At 65.7% G+C, this 17283-nt stretch carries 15 protein-coding genes; 13 read left to right on the top strand and 2 right to left on the bottom strand.

Annotation, left to right across the window (positions count from 1 at the left end; all coding sequences use genetic code 11):
* The first annotated feature begins 3 nt into the window (after positions 1-3).
* Genes ADBZ9O_RS03525 through ADBZ9O_RS03535 form a run of 3 tightly spaced genes read left to right on the top strand, consistent with a single transcriptional unit; the run spans position 4 to position 2182 of the window.
* Positions 4-1536 carry a DUF4226 domain-containing protein gene (locus ADBZ9O_RS03525; protein ID WP_526528452.1) on the top strand — a complete coding sequence of 511 codons (1533 nt, stop codon included), beginning with the start codon at positions 4-6 and terminating at the stop codon, positions 1534-1536.
* A 9-nt stretch (positions 1537-1545) separates the two neighbouring features.
* Positions 1546-1863: a type VII secretion target gene (locus tag ADBZ9O_RS03530; RefSeq protein WP_526528453.1), complete on the top strand. Its 318-nt coding sequence runs from the start codon at positions 1546-1548 to the stop codon at positions 1861-1863.
* Positions 1864-1870: 7 nt separating this feature from the next.
* Entirely contained in the window at positions 1871-2182 is a 312-nt protein-coding gene (locus ADBZ9O_RS03535) for a DUF2694 family protein (protein WP_526528455.1), read from the top strand.
* 20 nt (positions 2183-2202) lie between these two features.
* Here ADBZ9O_RS03535 and ADBZ9O_RS03540 read toward each other — a convergent pair whose 3' ends face one another.
* On the bottom strand, positions 2203-5124 hold the full coding sequence (locus ADBZ9O_RS03540; protein ID WP_526528457.1) for a C39 family peptidase: 2922 nt from the start codon (positions 5122-5124) through the stop codon (positions 2203-2205).
* A 970-nt stretch (positions 5125-6094) separates the two neighbouring features.
* Positions 6095-6238: a hypothetical protein gene (locus ADBZ9O_RS03545; protein ID WP_526528459.1), complete on the bottom strand. Its 144-nt coding sequence runs from the start codon at positions 6236-6238 to the stop codon at positions 6095-6097.
* Here ADBZ9O_RS03545 and ADBZ9O_RS03550 point away from each other — a divergent pair.
* The 10 genes from ADBZ9O_RS03550 (at position 6237) to ADBZ9O_RS03595 (ending at position 17275) form a co-directional block, all read left to right on the top strand.
* Positions 6237-6365 (top strand): hypothetical protein, encoded by a 129-nt coding sequence (locus ADBZ9O_RS03550; protein WP_526528461.1) that lies wholly within the window; start codon positions 6237-6239, stop codon positions 6363-6365. The two genes, ADBZ9O_RS03545 and ADBZ9O_RS03550, sit on opposite strands and share 2 nt — an antisense overlap.
* 4 nt (positions 6366-6369) lie before the next feature.
* Positions 6370-7701 carry a DUF5631 domain-containing protein gene (locus tag ADBZ9O_RS03555; protein WP_526528463.1) on the top strand — a complete coding sequence of 444 codons (1332 nt, stop codon included), beginning with the start codon at positions 6370-6372 and terminating at the stop codon, positions 7699-7701.
* 53 nt (positions 7702-7754) lie between these two features.
* Entirely contained in the window at positions 7755-8078 is a 324-nt protein-coding gene (locus tag ADBZ9O_RS03560) for a DUF2710 family protein (protein WP_526528465.1), read from the top strand.
* 187 nt (positions 8079-8265) lie between these two features.
* Positions 8266-9768, top strand: coding sequence for a type VII secretion protein EccB (gene eccB, locus ADBZ9O_RS03565; RefSeq protein WP_526528467.1), 1503 nt, complete (start codon positions 8266-8268; stop codon positions 9766-9768).
* A gap of 1 nt (position 9769) precedes the next feature.
* Positions 9770-13849: a type VII secretion protein EccCa gene (eccCa, locus tag ADBZ9O_RS03570; protein WP_526528469.1), complete on the top strand. Its 4080-nt coding sequence runs from the start codon at positions 9770-9772 to the stop codon at positions 13847-13849.
* A 119-nt stretch (positions 13850-13968) separates the two neighbouring features.
* Complete coding sequence (locus tag ADBZ9O_RS03575; protein ID WP_526528471.1) at positions 13969-14265, top strand: PE domain-containing protein; 297 nt, start codon at positions 13969-13971, stop codon at positions 14263-14265.
* Positions 14266-14302: 37 nt separating this feature from the next.
* A complete protein-coding gene (locus ADBZ9O_RS03580) occupies positions 14303-15538 on the top strand; it encodes a PPE domain-containing protein (protein WP_526528473.1) in 1236 nt (411 codons plus the stop codon).
* 154 nt (positions 15539-15692) lie between these two features.
* The gene (locus ADBZ9O_RS03585; RefSeq protein WP_526528475.1) at positions 15693-15998 is read left to right on the top strand and encodes a WXG100 family type VII secretion target; all 306 of its coding nucleotides are present in this window, start codon (positions 15693-15695) and stop codon (positions 15996-15998) included.
* A gap of 56 nt (positions 15999-16054) precedes the next feature.
* Positions 16055-16348: a WXG100 family type VII secretion target gene (locus tag ADBZ9O_RS03590; protein WP_526528477.1), complete on the top strand. Its 294-nt coding sequence runs from the start codon at positions 16055-16057 to the stop codon at positions 16346-16348.
* Between the two features lie 87 nt (positions 16349-16435).
* Positions 16436-17275: an ESX secretion-associated protein EspG gene (locus ADBZ9O_RS03595; RefSeq protein ID WP_526528479.1), complete on the top strand. Its 840-nt coding sequence runs from the start codon at positions 16436-16438 to the stop codon at positions 17273-17275.
* Positions 17276-17283 lie beyond the last annotated feature (8 nt).

Genomic DNA, 17283 nt, shown 5'->3' on the forward strand with positions numbered 1-17283 from the left:
CCGGTGACTCAGATACGCGAGGTGCGTGATGCGATCGCCCATATCAACGACTGGACCGGCGATCCGAATGCCTGGCGCCACGGGCTGACACCGGCTGATATGGCGGTGCTGTTGCCGGCCGTCGTGATCGACGACGGCCCGCTGGCCGGTTTGCTGACCAAGATCCGCGCCAACCATCCGGCTCTGTTCGACCCGGCTACTGGCGCACCGATCACCCCTAAAGCCCCGTCCCCATCGCCCGCGCCACCAGATCAAGACCAGGGGCAGCGGGGCGAAGCCGCCGATGCCATGAAAAAGGCCGAACATGATCTGGCACAGCAGAATTCGACGGCGGCACGGCTCGATCTGCATGTCATCACGGCAATCTTGACTGCTCATGCCACCACGGTGGAAGGCGGCGACGATCTGCAGCGATTGCAGCACGATGTGGAGAATGCGGTCCGTCACCGCACCGACCTCGACACCCCCGCCGGGGCACGGGACTTCCAGCGGTACCTGATCGACAAGCTGCGCCAGATCGGTGCAGTGGTGGAAACTGCTCACCTCGATGACATGTCGAAGGCGGCGATGGCCGGCGCCTGGACGGCGCTCTACGAGTCGGCCGCCGCAGGCCCAACATCCACACCCGTACCCGCCGCGGAGAGCGCCGCCGAGGTGAGTTCGGCACCTGAGGCGGGCCTTCCGGCGTACGGCGCTGATAGCAGCTCGGCGAGTGCAGACCCGCTCCTCGATCAGCTGCTCGGCGACGACCTCGAGGCGCAGATGGCTCTGCCACCGGACGTCGGTGCGGTACCGGATGCACCACCACCGCCGGCTGCCCCGATGCCGATGATGTCTGGCCTGCCCAGTCCCGGCGGTGGAGCGCCACCGTCACCGGGCGGCGGACTCGGTGGCCTGCCCACTGCGCTCGGCGGCCCACGGATGGACGAAGGAACCTCCGACTCATCACCCACCCGGCCATCTGGCGTGACGTCGCTTGACGACCTGTTGCGGGAGGAGGGGCTGCTTGATGAACCCGAAACCGACACCGCTGACCGCACTTCCGGAGAAGGCGACGTACCCGCTGAACCGTCCCCGGACGATCCGGCGCCTGGCGAACCGACGGTACCGGCAGGACCGACCGAAGTACGCCTGCCCAATGGCGACACTGTGACCGTGTCGAATCCGAAGATCGCCAAGGTGATCGAGGCCGCGATCGGCGGCACACCGATAGGCGATGCGTTCCATCAGCAAGGAATTACCGTTCCGCCCGCGGGTACGGCCGTGGCCCACCCACTTGACCCCGGCCGGCTCGGTTCGGGCGATATCGGCATGTTCACCGACCGTCAGGCGCTCGCGCTCGACCGTGAGCGGGCACTGTTCGACGGGCAGATCCAGCCGGTCGCCAGCGTCAGCGGGCCAAGCTTCCTAGGCTGGATGCATCCGCCCGGCCAGGGCACCACACCGTCGGCGGCAGCGCCGAGCACAGCACCGGAGAGCGCAGGCTCCCCGCAACCAACCCGGCCGGCGGCGACCTCGGCCGGGCCGACAGGATAGGAGACAGCAGTGGCAGACATCATCCGCGTCGATCCGGGCAACCTGCGGGATGCCGCAGTTCACCACGGCGAGGCCGCCGACTTCTTGCAGACCGTTCCCGCGACGCATCAGGCCATCCAGGACAGCCTCGATTCGCTGGGGCCCATCTTCGGCGGGCTGCGCGAGGCCGGCCGGGAACTTCTGGAACAGCGGCGACTGTGCTACGAACAGCAGTCCCTCGACCACGCCGCCATGGCCGATAACCTCAAACGCTCCGCGGACTACTGGGAAGAGCACGAGGCGCAGGCGGCCACCGCGCTGCGCGCCGTATACGACGAAGGCCCATGATCAGACCATGACGGAAATATCGACGACGGAACCCAACCCGGAGTTCGATGCCGTCCACCCCAGTGGGCACGTCTTGTTCCGCAGTTGTCGTGGCGGCTACCTGCACAGTGTGGCGTTGAGCGAGGCGGCGATGTCCACCGACGCGAGCACCCTGGCCGAAGCGATCAAACTCACCGCCGACGTGTCGTATCTGAAAGCACTGATGGAGGTACGCGGCGAGATTCTTGCCGCGGGTCACACCCCGTCCGCCGATGTACCCACCAGCTCGGATTTCGACGCCGCAGTAGCAGCGCTCCGCGACCACCGGTTGGAACCGTAAGGCGCCCAACCTGAAAGGGATCAGGCCGCGCTGGATGCGGTCTCGTCGGACTGGGCGATCGCTGAGATGACGTTCTGGCTGTAGTCGCTGGTTTGCCAGGCCTTCATGAAGGCGCTCAGCGAGTACACTTCGCCGCCGCCCGCGCGGGCGCTGTCGTTGACCCACACCTGCCCGTTGGCGGTGTCGACCTTGATCACCTGAATGGCGTGATTGGACGTGGTGAAATCCGGATTTGCTGACGATGCCTGCCATCCCGGCAATGACGAATACAGGGAGAGGTTGTTGATGCTGACCGTGACGGCTTTACCTTGCGCCAGAGCGGCAGCCATGTCGTTGACGGCGCGCTGCCCGTCCCGGGCTGTCGCCGCCACGTAGTTTCCGTTGGCGTCGAGGGTTGAGTACGTCTTGTTGTAGGCCGTGACCGCAAAGTGCTTCTCCACCAGCACCACGTTGTCGCCGGCGTAGGTGCCTATCTCGATGTTCTCGCTGAGATACATTTTCCGGCCCGGAATGACGACGCTGTCGAGTTCCTTGGCCCATTGCACCATCGTGTTCTCGTCCACCGGTTCTGTGCCGGTGACCTGGGCTACTGCCATCGCCGACGCCACCAGTGCGCAGTTGAAGTAGCTCTGCTTCTGCCACAGTTGCTTGTTGATGTCGACATCGCCGCCGTATTGGCCGTTTCCCGTGACGGTGACTGTTATCTGCCGATCGATGGTGTCGGGCTTCGCGATTCCCAAGGCAATGGCGAAGTTGTGCGCCAGTCCCTGCATGAAGCCCGCGATTCCCGGCAACGCAGCGGAGACTCCGTTGTCCACGGTGATGGTGAAGGTATCGGTAATTCCCGGCCCGACGAACACGGAATCAGGGGTGTAGGTGTAGATCCCGGTCTTCTCGTTGAGCGCGACGGTTCCGTACTTCGGCGCCGTCTTCACCGAGTACGTCACGGGGAACCCGTTGTTGCTGTGCGCGTTGAGGTCGACGTTGATCGTCTTATTCGGCCCCCACTGACCCCACACGCTCGGTGCCACACTTGGCGCCTGGTTGAAGAAAATGTAGGACAGCCGATAGGCCAACTCGCTCCACAGCGACTGGAGTGTCACCGGGGACTCGACAGCACCTGCCGCTGCGCTTTCGCTCACCGCCGTCAGCGCCGACGCGGTGTCCACGCTGCTGGCACTGCCTGGGGTACCGCGGTTGCCGACCACTCCGTATTTGCCGCCGTCGCCGGGCGTGCCGCGTTTGCTGATCCCGCCCGTGCCGTAGCCGCCGCCGTCGCCGCCGCCTCCGCCGTCGCTGGCGAGCGGACCGCCCCCCTCGCCGCCGTTTCCGCCGTTTCCGCCGTTTCCGCCATCGCCGCCGTCACCACTGACGCCGGACACGCCCTGCCCGCCTTGGCCGCCGGATCCTCCTGGACCGCCGGTGCCGCCGTCGCCGGCAGTCCGGCCCTCGGTTCCGTTGCCGCCGTTCCCGCCATGACCGCCGTCGCCGCCTCGGCCCCCTGTGCCGCCGGTGCCGCCCCACCCGGCCTGACCGCCGACTCCGCCCCAGCCGCCCCTACCGCCGTCGGCGTTCTCGCCGCCGTCACCGCCTACGCCGCCCGCTCCGGCCCGGCCGCCGTTGCCGCCACGCCCATCCTTGTCTCTGGTGAGGCCGCCCCCGCCGCCGTTGCCGCCTTTCCCGCCCTGGCCCCCGGTGCCGCTGAAGCCAGTTCTACCGGCTGCTGAGATCACGAAGAGATAAGCGCCCGTACCAGCGGTTCCACCGCGTGCACCGCCGGGTCCGCCGTCGCCGCCGGTACCACCGGCACCACCGTTGGGGGCGTTGCCCTCCGTGACTACGTCTGCCTCTGCCCAGAAGCTGTAGCCGCGGCCGCCTTCACCGCCCCAGCCGCCCTTGCCGCCGTCGCCACCGTCGCCGCCGCTGCCGAACAGCATGCTGCCGTTGCCGCCGTTTCCGCCGCTGCCGCCCTTGCCGCCGGCGAAGCCTTCCAGGCCGTTGGGTGCGGTCGCGGATCCGACCTCGCCGGGGCGGCCCTGCTGACCGATTCCGCCGGCACCGCCGTTGCCGCCGCGACCGACCAACGACAGCAGCCCGACGTTGCCGCCGTTGCCGCCGTCACCGCCGCCATAACCGCCGACCCCTCCGGTGCCGCCGTTGCCCATCCATAGTCCGCCGGATCCGCCGGTGCCACCGTCGCCGCCGTGGTCGCCTTCATTACCTTCGGTCGGGCTGATTCCGCCCGCGCCGCCGTTGCCGCCCGTCGAGAACAAGGACATGGCGCCGCCGTTGCCGCCGTTGCCGCCCTTACCGCCGTCGCCGCCTCTGCCGCCTGCTCCACCGTTTCCGGCGATCCCGCCCAGCGACAGCATTCCGGCGTCACCGCCGCTTCCGCCGGAACCCGCGGTGCCGAAATGTTCGATCGCGTTACCGCCGACCCCGCCGTTGCCGCCGTTGCCGCTGAACGCACCGCCCCGCCCGCCGTTGCCCCCGTTCGCGCCGACGAGACCCAAAGTGACGCCGCCGTTTCCGCCATTTCCGCCGTTGCCGAACAGACCGGCCGAGCCGCCGTGGCCTCCTTCGGCACCCTCCTGAGTCTGGGCGCCGTTGGCACCCACTCCACCGTTGCCGGCGATCAGGCCGCCGTTACCGCCGTCACCGCCATGGCCTGAGTTGGTCCCGGCCAGACCGGTGGCGCCGTTTCCGCCATTCCCGAACCAGCCGGCGCCGCCGCCGTTGCCGCCGTTGAATCCGCCTCCGCCGTTACCGAAAAGCCCGCCGTTGCCGCCGTCGCACAAGGATGCGCCCGTGCACGTCTCGACGGTGTAGGTGAAGCCGTTACCGATGATGATGCCGGCGTCGGGGTGTGCAGCGGTTCCGTTGCTGAAGAAGAGGCCGATGACGTCTTCCGGTGTGGCGGTGAAAACGACTGGTTGTGACACGTTCGGGGCCGCGGTCGTGCTCGCCGCTGTGGGTTGCGGCGCAGCGGCGCTGCGAACGGCCGTAGCGGTGTTTTTGGCCGCGGCGCCCTGGCGGGTTGATGCTGCTGCGAATCCGCCCGATGATGAAGCCTCGCTTGAGGATCGGACCTGCTTGCCGGACCGCGACGGGGCTGGGTGGGTCGACTTGGATGGGCCGGCGGGCGAGGAACTGTTAGAGGCGGATGGCCCCTTCGACCCGTGCGCGCCGGTCGTGTCGGCAGCAGCCACCGCCGGCAGCGCGGCGATAGCAGCGCCAACACCCAAGGCCACCGCCGATGCGCCCACCCAGGTCAGGACGCCGGAATGGCCTAACGCGGCAAGCCCGAATTCGACCCGATTCAACCGTAATCCGCCGCTGTTGGCACGATGGCGGCCAGCAGTTTTGGAGGAGCGCCCACGATCGTGAGCGGTTGCGGCCACGGCAGTATTCATCGTAATTCCCCCTGTTTGAGATTTTGGGCACGGCAGACACGCTCCAGCGGTCGCGACCCGGCTACCCCGCAGCAAAAAAAGCGTAAAGCTAATTGACGCTGATGTCTATATTCGAGGGCAAATACTTCCGCGGGGCCCATCCGTCAACGCGGCCATCGAGAGACAAGTGCGTGGAGTGGGTGAATGCGGAGTTGCGCAAAGATTAAGCGGAGATAGCTGCGAGCGAGCCAGCAAGCCCGGCGGCGGGTAGCGGAGCCGTAAGCCGGCGCTTGATGGCGTCCGCCTGCAATTTTCCTTTGAACTGTTCCGTTAATTTGCGCCAGTCTTGCAGAGCGCTGTTAGGGCGGCGGATCCCAGACCCTGGTTCGGGATACAGGACTCGCACCGGCTTCCGGTCGTCGGCGCCCAACGCGATCTGCTCCGTGGCGGCGGTGCACTTCATTGGGCGGAAATCAGGCAGAGAAGATAAGGGAGACAGGGTATTTGCGATTCGGCGGCGTCAGCGCACCCAGTGCTGCACGGTGTCTTCCGGTGGGACGATATCGGCCGGCGGAGCTACCGGGTTCGCGCCGAACAATTCCCGGGCCCGCGCCAGGGCCGCACGCACATCATCCAGCTGCTGTTGAAGCAGCGAATCTGACATGTCCGCGACGGTACTCACCCCCGCAGCGGTGCACAATTCACCCCACCTGAGCCCGCTTCTCGCCGCCATCGGTCGTGAAGCCGCCATCGGTCGTGAATATGCGAACCCGGTCCGGCCGGTAGGCTGAGCCGGTGGCGATCTTTGGTCGAGGGACCGCGCGTCAGCGCATGAAGAGGGCCACCCAACAGGCCCTCTCCGTTCCGACCTTTCGCACGCCCAAGGACTGCACACCGGAGGTCCTCGGCGGCCTCTGGCCAGCCGAACTGCAGCACGTGACCCACGAAAATGCCAGTGTCGCAGAGCATCTCAACAGAGACCTGCAGCGCATCGCGGGATCTGCCAACGAGAAACTGCGGGCCATCAGCGAGGCCGGTCTGCCCGCGCCGGTCCGTGAAGCCGAAGAGGCCCGGGTCATCAACGTGGCCAGGGCATTTGCGGTGTTGCGGGTGGAATCGACGGTTCGCCAACTTCGCAGGGAACCGTTGGGATTCTCACCGGAATATCTCAGTCTGGGGATGGCCGCCAATGCGCCTACCCGAGCGGCGTCGCCCGCGGAAACCACCCAGGTCGTCCCACGATACGAGGACCCGCCGCCTCGCACGCCCGAGGTCGCTCATGATGGGGACGAAATCCCCTTGCGCGCTGCGCAATCCGGACCGGGTAGGCACAGTGCGAGTGGCGAACCCGACGAACGCCCCGACATCCACGCCCCCGAGGACGAGGAGCCGGAGGTCATCGCGGTGGATGCGCCCCGTCCGGCCGCCAAGCCCGAACCGGTTCTCATCGAGTCCGTCAGCGAGGTCGTGGTGCCCCAGCCGCCACGGGAGTCCGACGAACAGCGGCTTCGTCGGTTGGCCCTCTATGTCGCCAGGCAGGAACCGGGACTCAAGTGGGCGGTGGGGCAGCGCGAGGACCGCACCACTGTGCTTGTCACCGACCTCGCCCACGGGTGGATCCCGCCGGGAATCGAGCTGCCGGCCGGTCTGACCCTGCTGGAGCCGGGCCGGCGACGCGGTAATGCGTTGGCGCTGCTCGGTCCGACCGCGTTGTCGACCACCTACACCCCCGGTGATCCCTTCGGTTTCGCGTCGCAGTTCAACACGACGACATCCAACGCCGTGCGCCGCACCGAGCCCGTCGATGACCTCGGGTGGCAGCTCACCGAAGCGACGCACTGGCGCGACGGATTGCCCAGGATGGCGCACACCATGGCCAAAGCGGGTGCGGCCGGGACCGGTGTCCTGGAAGCCGAACTCGATGTTCTTCGGGTCCACCTGGACACCGCTCGCTACCAACTACTGGCCCGCTACCCCGATGCGGAATCCGCGGTATTGCTGAACTGCCTGCTCCTGGCCGCTACCGAGGCTATTGCGCGTGCTGACCAGACGTCGGCCAATTACCACTTCGCCTGGTTCAAGGCACTGAGCGCACCCCCGCCCAGCGGGTGGACCCCCGCGCCCTGATGCGATGTTGCTGACCGAATGAATTGACGCTCGCAGAAGAGGGTCGACATACTGTGGTGGTGTCGGGGGGTGCCGTTGACGAGGGGCGCAGTGATAGGGCCCTTGTGGACGACATTCTGCGCGAATTACGAGACGCCGCCAACAAATGGGAAGAGCTGGTCGCGCAGGCCGAGCGAATTACCTACAGCGTCGATCTCGGGGATATTCACGCGACCGCTAATTCCGACGGTAAATTGGTCGAATTGGTACTGGATCCGCGGGTGATGTCGCATTACACCCACGGTGAGCTCGCCGACCGGCTCAATATGGCGTTCGGTGCGCTGCGGCAGGAGGCCGAGACCGATAACGCGGTCCGGTACGGAGGACCCCTGCACTGATGGCCGCTGAACTGGACTTTCGCCATAACGGAGCAGGCCGTGACGCCTGTGGCACGTGGGTCTGCAGTGACCACCGGTCCGCCTCACAGGGGACGGCCGACAAACTTCTGTCACCGGGTGCCGCAGCCGCCCCTTATCGTGGATATACCGATGCCCCCGGATATTGTCCGCCGAAAGGAAATCGAGCGTGCCGCTGAATCTGTCGAACCGTGACCAGAATTCCGGTCATCTGTTCTACAACAGGCGGCTCAAAGCTGCGATTACCCGGTTCTCGGTGCGCATGAAGCATGACGATCGCAAACAGCAGGCGGCCGTCGTGTTGTCGATCGTGTTCATGCTCATCGGCGTCGGCTGGATGGCGTTGCTGCACGTCATGAAGCCGGCCGGGCTCGTCGGTGATTCGAACATCATCGGCGATCGTGCCACGGGCGCGGTCTACGCCAAGATGAACGGCCGCCTCTACCCGGCGCTGAACCTGACCTCGGCGCGGCTGGCCACCGGCACCGCAGGCACGCCGACGTGGGTGAACGCCGCGGAGATCGCCAAGTATCCGACCGGTCCGATGATCGGGATCCCCGGCGTGCCAAACGATCTGACCATCAACGGTGGTGGAGCCTCGGCGTGGGCGGTCTGCGATACTGCGCCCGCCAACGGCACCAGCGCGCCGCCGATGGTCACCTCGATCGCCGGCCCGCTCTCCGCGTTCGGCCGTGCCTCGGCGATGGATCCCGCTCAGGCCATCCTCGCCACCCACGGGGACCGGACCTACGTGATCTGGGGCGGACAGCGCTCGCTGATCGACCCCGCCGACCGGTCGTTGACCTTCAACCTCGGCCTCGACCCCGGAGCGACCCAGCCGATCGAGCTCTCCAACGCCCTATTCGACGCGATGCCAGCCACCGAACCCATTGTGGTGCCCGATGTTCCAGGTCTGGGCACGCCGTCACAGTTCCTACCCGGGACCGCCGTCGGCACCGTACTGGAATCTCGCGATGCGTCAGGAACGGTCAGCGGTTTCTACGTGCTGCTGCCCGGCGGAGTGCAGAAGATCACCGCGTTCGTGGCAGATCTGCTGCGGACCTCGGTCAGCCAGACCTCCAACGCGCCGCAGTTGATCTCGCCGAACAAACTCGTCGACATCCCCGATATCGACGTCCTCAACGTCGGGTTCTATCCCGGGGGCAAGCTGACTTTCGTTGACACCGAAGCCAATCCGGTGACCTGTGTGGGCTGGGAGAAATTGTCGACCGACCGGCAGGCCAGCATCGCGGTACTCAGCGGTAAGGGTCTGCCCGTGTCGCCGGCGATGGACACGCACCTGGTGCGGCTGGTTCGTGACGACCGGGACCCGGATTCCGTCGAGGCCGACCAGACATTGGTGCTGCCGGGCGCGGCGAACTTCGTGGCGACCACCAGTGGGGTCGCCACGTCAGACACCAGAGAAAGCCTCTACTGGGTGTCCCCGCAGGGTGTCCGGTATGGAATCGATTGGGATGAAAAGACTCTCAAGGCACTTGGTCTGGACCCGGCCAGGGCAGTGCAGGCGCCGTGGCCGATTGTCCGTACTTTTGCGGCCGGCCTGGCGGTGAGTCGTAGCGCCGCGCTGCTGGCGCGTGACACTCTGCCCGGTGGAGGAACCGCCGCACTGATACCGGGTGTGGACCAGAACTCAGTCCAGCAGGGAGGTTAGCGTGTCGAAACGAGGCTTTGTCCGAGGCTTGCGTAAACCCCCGCCGTCTGTACCCCCGGCCCGCGTCGCGGTGGCCGCACCCTTGGCGCTGCCCGAGCGAGAGCCGCGGAACATCCTGCTGATGATCGCGATTCCCGCGCTCCTGGTGGGGATCATCGGCACGCTGGTGGTGATGTACACCTCGGGGATCCGGTCATTGCAGTCCGGCTTTTTCCCGATGATCGGCCTGATCGGTTTCGGCGCGATGATGTTCAGCGGACGGATGGGGCGCGGCCGCAAAATCAGTTGGGGTGAACAGGAAAAGCAGCGCCGGGTATACCTGCGCCAGCTCGACGAGGACCGCGACGAGGTTCAGCGGGCCGCCCAGGATCAGCGTCGCAGCCAGCTGTTCGTGCACGGTGACCCGCAGAGCCTCGACAACGTCATCGGCGGCCCACGGATGTGGGAACGCAGACCGGCCGATCACGATTTCCTCGATGCACGTCTGGGGATCGGCGTCCAGCAAGCCAGCGAATCGGCGGTCAGCCTGCAGTGGCCCGAGGTACCCGTCGGTGAGGAACTGGAGCCGGTCACCGGCCGCGCGCTGCGGGATTTCATCCTGGAGCAGAGCAAGATTCGCGGTATCGGCAAGGTGCTGAATCTGCGGTCGAAGCCCGGATTCAGTTTCACCGGTGAGGATATCGGCGAACTACATGCGTTCATCAGAGCCGTGCTGTGCTCGCTGGCCGTGTACCACAGCCCCAGTGATGTCAAGCTGATGGTGGTGACCCGGCACCCGGAAAAGTGGTCTTGGTTGGTGTGGCTGCCGCATAATCAGCATGACGAAATGTTCGACGCGTGCGGTCTGCGCCGGCTGGTGTTCACCTCGCCCACCGAGTTGGAAGAGGCCCTGGACGCGGAACTGCATCGCAAGGGCCGCGGCCCATGGGCACCGCCGACGGGCAGCAGCCCGCTGTCGATGCCCTCGCCGGTGGAGGCGATGGCCGCGTCGGCGCTGGGACCGCACTGGGTGATCATCGACGATAACGTCGGTACACCGGAGCAATGGGAAGGCGTCACCGGCCAGAAGGGCATGGCGGGAATCACGGTGTTGCGGTTGGCAACCCGACAAGGCTCGGGAGTCGGCTTCTCCGACGAAGACGAGCGCTACGAGCTTCGCGAGGGCAGGCTGCGGCATCGCGGTGCCTTCTTCGCGGTGGCCGATATGCTGGCCGAAAGCACCGCCGATCGGTATGCGCGCGCGATCGCCCGCTGGTCACCGATGAGTGCGGGCGAGCTGTCCGGGATGGATAGCCAGGGCGGGGAGTTGTTGCGCGCGTTGGGTATCAACGACCCTCGTAACCTCGACGTCGACAAGCTGTGGGCGGAGAGCCGCGGTCGTGGCGACGGAAAGTGGGCCATGGTGCCCGTCGGGGTCAAGCCAGGTGGTGAACTGCAGTACGTCATCCTGCGCGCCAAGGACTTCGGCGGGTTCGGCTTCCACTCCGTCGTGATCGGAACGTCCGGATCGGGTAAATCCGAATACTTCCTGTCGTTGTGCAACGGGATCGCGCTGACGCATTCTCCGGAGACGTTCATCGTGATCTTCGTCGACATGAAGTTCGAGTCGGCGGCCCAGGACCTGGAAGGGCTACCGCACGTCGCCGGTTCGCTGTCCAACCTGGGCAAGGATGATCGGCACCTGGCTGATCGCATGCGCAAGGCCGTCGACGGCGAAATCGCCAGGCGCTATCGGTTGTTCAAGGACGCCGGGGCCCGTGACGCCAACGAGTACGAGGAGATGCGGCTGGCCGGCCGCGATCTGGAGCCCGTGCCGATCCTGCTGGTGATCATCGACGAATACCTCGAGCTGTTCCACCATCACCCGGAATGGATCGACCTCGTCATCCACATCGGGCAGGAGGGTCGCGGCTGTAACGTCTTCTTCACCTTGGGCGGTCAGCGTCTGGACCTTTCGTCATTGAGCAAGGCCAAGAGCAACATCGCCTTCCGGGTAGCGCTTCGTGCGGAAACCGCTGAGGACTCCCGCGACGTGATCAGTAGTGATGCGGCGCTGCACCTGCCGTCGAAAGAGGCGGGCTACGCGTTGCTCAAGGTCGGTCCGCGCGATCTGGAGCAGTTCCGGTGCTTCTATGTCTCCGCACCGTTTGTGCTGCCGAAGAAGGCCGTCAACCTCAACAAGACCGTCGATGTCAGCTTCACCCAGCCGAAGTCCCTGACCTGGGAGTACCAGCCGCTCAGTGACGCCGACAACGCCGCGCTGGCCGTTGCCGACGAGCCCGATGAACCTGACGAATTCCTTTATCACGCAGATGGTTTCAAGAAGAAGAAGCTGCTGGATGTGATCAGGGAGTCACTGCTGGCCACTCAGATCAGGGCGCCGCACCAGATCTGGCTGCCACCGCTGGAGGTCAGTGAGCGCGCCGATGACCTGGTCTACCGCTGGCGCGGTAAGCCCTGGCATGTCGATTACGGTCAGAACCCCGGCCTGATTTTCCCGCTGGCCATCGAAGACATTCCGGAAGATCACGCGCAGCGGGTGCACGTCGTCGACGCCGAGATGGACAACATCATGGTGGTCGCCACCGCGCAGCGCGGGAAGTCGACGACGCTGATGACCTTGATGACATCCGCGGCGCTGATGTACCGGCCCGATCGCGTCACGTTCTTCTGTATCGGAGCCTCGCTGTTCCCCATCGAGGAATTGCCGCACGTCGCCGGTGTCGTCAGCCTGTCCGACAGCGAAGGGGTCTCACGAACCATCGCCACCCTCGAAGGGATCATCCGGGCCAGGGAGGCGGCGTTCAAGCAGTATCAGATCGACATCTCGGATTTCCGGGAGCGGCGCTTCGGGCCTGCGGGCGGAGCGGGAACCGATCCGAACGACAAGTTCGGCGACGTCTTCCTCGTCGTCGACAACTTCGGTGACCTCTACGACAAGGACTACGGACTGGGTGACCGCGCCATCTCGGTCGCCCGGCAGGGCCTGTCCTACGGCGTACACGTCATGACCAGTTCGAACGCCTGGCTGGTCGGGCAGAAGCAGGCGCTGCTCAACGTGTCCAACGCCCGCATCCAGCTCCGGTTGAGCAACCCCGACGAAACCCAGATGGGCACGGGAATCGAACACCGCAAGGCGGCCCGACACACCCTGGACCGGCCGGGATTCGGCGTGAGCAGGCAGGGTCACGAGCTCCTGATGGGTGTTCCTGAGATCTCCGGACCCAAGGGCGAACGGATCACCGTCCGGCAGGTGGGCGCTGTTATCGCGGCGAATACCGGTCTGGAACGGGTCGAAGCGCTGGCGCGGCTGCCCGAGCGCATCGCACTGCGCCAGATCATCGACACGTTCGCTGCGAGCCCGGCAGCGGCGGACCCGTTGAATTTGCCGTTCGCGATCGGTGAGGCCGGCCTGGCGCCAGTCGCCCTGACACTGCGCACCACGCCCAATCTGTCGGTGATCGGCAGGCAGGGCTGCGGTAAGACGTCGACCCTTGCGGCCATCGGGCAGGCGATCATGAACAGATATACGCCTGAACAGGCCCAGATCACGGTCATCGACCCGAAGACCGCGCTGATCGGCCGGATGCAGGGCCCGCATGTGCGCGCCTACGGCTACACCGTCGAGGATATCGATCAGGCGATCGGTGAGCTGGCCGCATTGCTGCAGCAACGCCTACCCCCGTCAGGGTTGAGCCAGGAAGAACTGTTGAAACGCGCCGCCTGGGAAGGTCCGCACCATTTTGTGCTCATCGACGATGAGCAGGAACTGCGTCCCAACGGTGTCCTGGGTAAACAGGCGGCCACCGCACCCCTGTGGGGACTGATCGAACGCAGCCGCGAAATCGGCCTGCACGTGATCATGTCCCGCCTGCCGGGAAACTGGGCGGGTGTCTCGGTGATGAATCCGTTCCTTCAGCGGATGACGAGTTCACGTTCACCAACGTTGTTCATGGATAACGACCCCGCCGCGGTAAAGGTGTTCGGCCGCACCAGTGCCCAGCAACTTGCGCCAGGTCGAGGCCTGTTGGTCAGCACCGATGGCGTCATCGACGGCGTGCTGGCGGGCGCACCGGAATGACCTCACAGCAAGCGTTCGCTGGCGCAGCGGGAAATCAGTGTCGACAGCCCGTTTCAGCACACTCTAGAATTGGGTAATACCACAGCCGCGAAGCTGTGCTTCAAACAGGGAGGACCACCATGGAGGTTGTGCCAAGCGCCGTTGATCTCTCGTCGGCGACAGAGGTCGGTATCAGCGCCGAGATGGGTGCCAGCGCATCCGCGGCGTCAGCTGCCCTGCTCGGAGTCACCCCGATGGGCCTGGACGCAGACTCGGCGGCGTTCGCCGCGGCCTTGAGCGCCGCAGGTGGGCAATACCTCGGTATGACGGCCGAACACGTGGGCTCACGGCTGGGGCTTGCGAGCACCCAATCCATCTCGTCGCTCACCTACCAGGCGACGGACGCCATCAACGCAGTCTCCGGACTCTCCATCTAAGGGCCCCGACAGCGAAGGGCGAACAGCGAGTATTCCGATGGCAACCGACCCACTCTGGCCGATCAGCACCCCTGAGGCCAACCACACTCGGTTGATCTCGGGTACCGGCCCCGCGACCACACTGGCCAGCATGGCGGCGTGGCTTACCCAACTGGCCACCCACGAGCTGTCCTTCGGCGCATCCACGATGAACACCGCCGCCACCGGCGCGAGTTTCATCGGGCTCGGTGGAACGGCGTCGGCGGCGGCAAGCACCCAGCTCAACGGCGCGCTGCAGCTGCTCACCGGATGGGTGGTAGAGAAGCCGCCGCTGGCCGAAGCGGCTGTTACAGCCTATGAATCAGCGTGTTCGACGATGATCCCGGCTCCGGTCTGTGAGGCCAACCGGATGGAGGAATACGCCGACAACATGATCAATCCGTCGGTGTGGGGTGCGCTGACACCGCGGATCGCCGATCTGAACCTCGAGTACTTCGGTGAACACTGGCCGCATAACGCCAGCGCCGGCGCTGCCTACGGCGCCGTGCTCTCGGGATTGACCGCGCTGCTGGCCGTTCCTGCGCCGGTCGCGCCGATGTCGAACCCCGCGGCCGCGGCAGCGGGCTCAGCCTCCTCCATCGCCCAGGCCACGGCCCAGGCGACTGGGACCCAGGCGATGCAGGCCGGCTCCAAGGCCGCCGAAACCGCGGGTCAGGGTGCCACCAGTGCCGGCGGTGACGCGAGTAGCCAGATGAGCTCGATGGTCGGCCAAATGGGTCAGATGCTGCAGCCACTGGGCCAGGTGTTCCAGATGCCGATGCAGATGGGTCAGCAGGTGATGCAGGCGGCGCCGCAAGCTGTTCAGCAGTTGACCGGCATGTTCGGCCAGGGCATGAAGGGCGGGGAAGTGGCCGCCGAGGCGGCCAACTTCAAGGCAGCCGGCGGCCCGGCCGGCCTCGGCGTCAGCCCCGCGTCGCTTGGCGGTGGCGGCGGCGGAGCCAGTGGGCTCGGCGGTATGGGCGGTGGCGCGAGCCCAGGAATGACCAGCTACACCCGCCCGACCAGCAGTTTCGGGGAGGGCCCCGGCCGAGCTACCGGTCTGCGCACCGGTTTGCTCGAAACCGCGGAGATGCGGCCGCCTGCCACAGGCACCGGCGTCGGCGGCGGGGGCGGCATGCCGATGTCGCCCGCCAGCATGCTGAACCGCGGTGGCGAGGGCAGCCAGAAGGCCGACGAGGTCGCACGAGCCCGGGTGGTTGTCGATCGTGACCGCGATACCCGTCGGGATATCTGAGGAAAAACTGAACATTGCGCGCATCCAGCTAACCCTGGGCAGGCGGCGCAGCCTGCACATTCTGTTTGCTAATTGGTGAAGTGACAGTGCGCACAGAGCGCATACAATCAACAAGAAGCCCCTGCTCGGGGATGGAAAAGCAAGGGAGAAGCAAATGTCGGACCTACTCGTAACTCCGGACCAGATGCGAACGGTCTCCAACAGCATCCACAGCGCACTCGAACAGGCGATCGCCGTGGCGACTCAATACGTCAACACCCATCAAGACCAGATGGGCGCGACCTGGGGAGGTATGGGCGCGACGTCATCGATGACCACAGCGGCCCGAATCCAGGAAGACATCAACAAGATCGTCACCGGCGGCCAGCACCTGGCGGACGGCCTCAACAACGCCGCCGCGCTCATGGAGGCCCATGAGGAAGAGCAGGCTCACACGTTCAACGGATTCGCCGGCCACTGATCACTGCTCGCCCGCTCCACCTCCACACACTCGACTGACCATGCAAGGAGAACGACATGTCCGAATCCATTCTTTATAACCACGGCGAGGTAGACGGCCTGGCCAACACCGTTGGCCAATCCGCGTCGACCCTGCACGGGCTGCACGACGAGGTCAAGAACCAGACGGACGCCATCGCCGAGTTCTTCACCGGCCTGGCGGCGTCAGCGTTCCGGGAGAACCAGCTGCTGATGCTCAGCGGGTTCCAGGACCTCATCCAGGTGATGTCGAGCCACGGCCAGGCGATCGGCAGCGCCAACATGTCATCGATCAGCACCGATCACCAGATGGCCCAGGGCTTCGGCATGTAAACCTAGGTTTGGCCGGGGCGCACGCGGCGCGTGCGCCCCGTTCGCTGCCCTAGTGCTGGAACTGATTTCTGTTCGGGGGTTCTATACGTGTTGACGACGACGCTCGACGGTCTCTGGGCGCTGCAGGTGCTGACCGGAATCGAAGTGTTGGCACCCGAGCTGGGCCTGCGGCCCGTGCTGCCGAGTGTCGAAACCAAACAGTCGGCACTGGATCACCCGATTGCGGCCGAACTGCACGAAGCCGGGGTGATCGATGAGCACGGCGACGTCGACCCCGCAGTGGTGGAGTGGCTGACAGTGCTCTCCCGCCGCGACGTGGCGCTGTACATGCAGGCCCGGACCCCCGCGGGCGGCGCGACTCCGGCGATGGTGACCCTCGCACGTTTCGCACAGTGGTGGGTGACCCTGGAGCGCACCGACTATCTGGTGCGGCTCAGCGGCGCCGGAACGGCCAGCGCAGAAAGTGCGGCCAGCCAGGTGATCACCAATCAGGTGGATCGGCTCTGCGGCACGAGCAAACCAGCCCCCCTCAAGCCCGTGACGATCCCGGTCGACAAGCTGCTGGCGACCGTCAAGGACAAAGACAGTCTGCGAAAGTTCCTGATGACCGGAGTCCAGCTGGACCCCGATCAGATGCAGCTGCTGCTGGTGGCCGCCGACCCGGACCAATCTGCACAGGCCTCCATCGTCGCGCTCCAGACGGGCGTGAACAGCGGCGGCCCGGCCCGGGTGCATCTGGAGAAATCAGTCGTCACGATCATCGACACCCCTGAAGGGCGAATCGTCGCCGAGCACGTTCCCCAGCAGGGAAAGATGTGGATGATCATGTCCCCCGGTTCGCCCGGAAATATCGCCACTGCCGTCAACCAGATGGTTCGTCGATTACCTGCGCAGCAGGAATGGTTTTCCCACCGAAAGGTTGTGTAGGGCGCGCA

The sequence above is a fragment of the Mycobacterium sp. genome, assembly GCF_965229105.1.
GTDB lineage: Bacteria > Actinomycetota > Actinomycetes > Mycobacteriales > Mycobacteriaceae > Mycobacterium.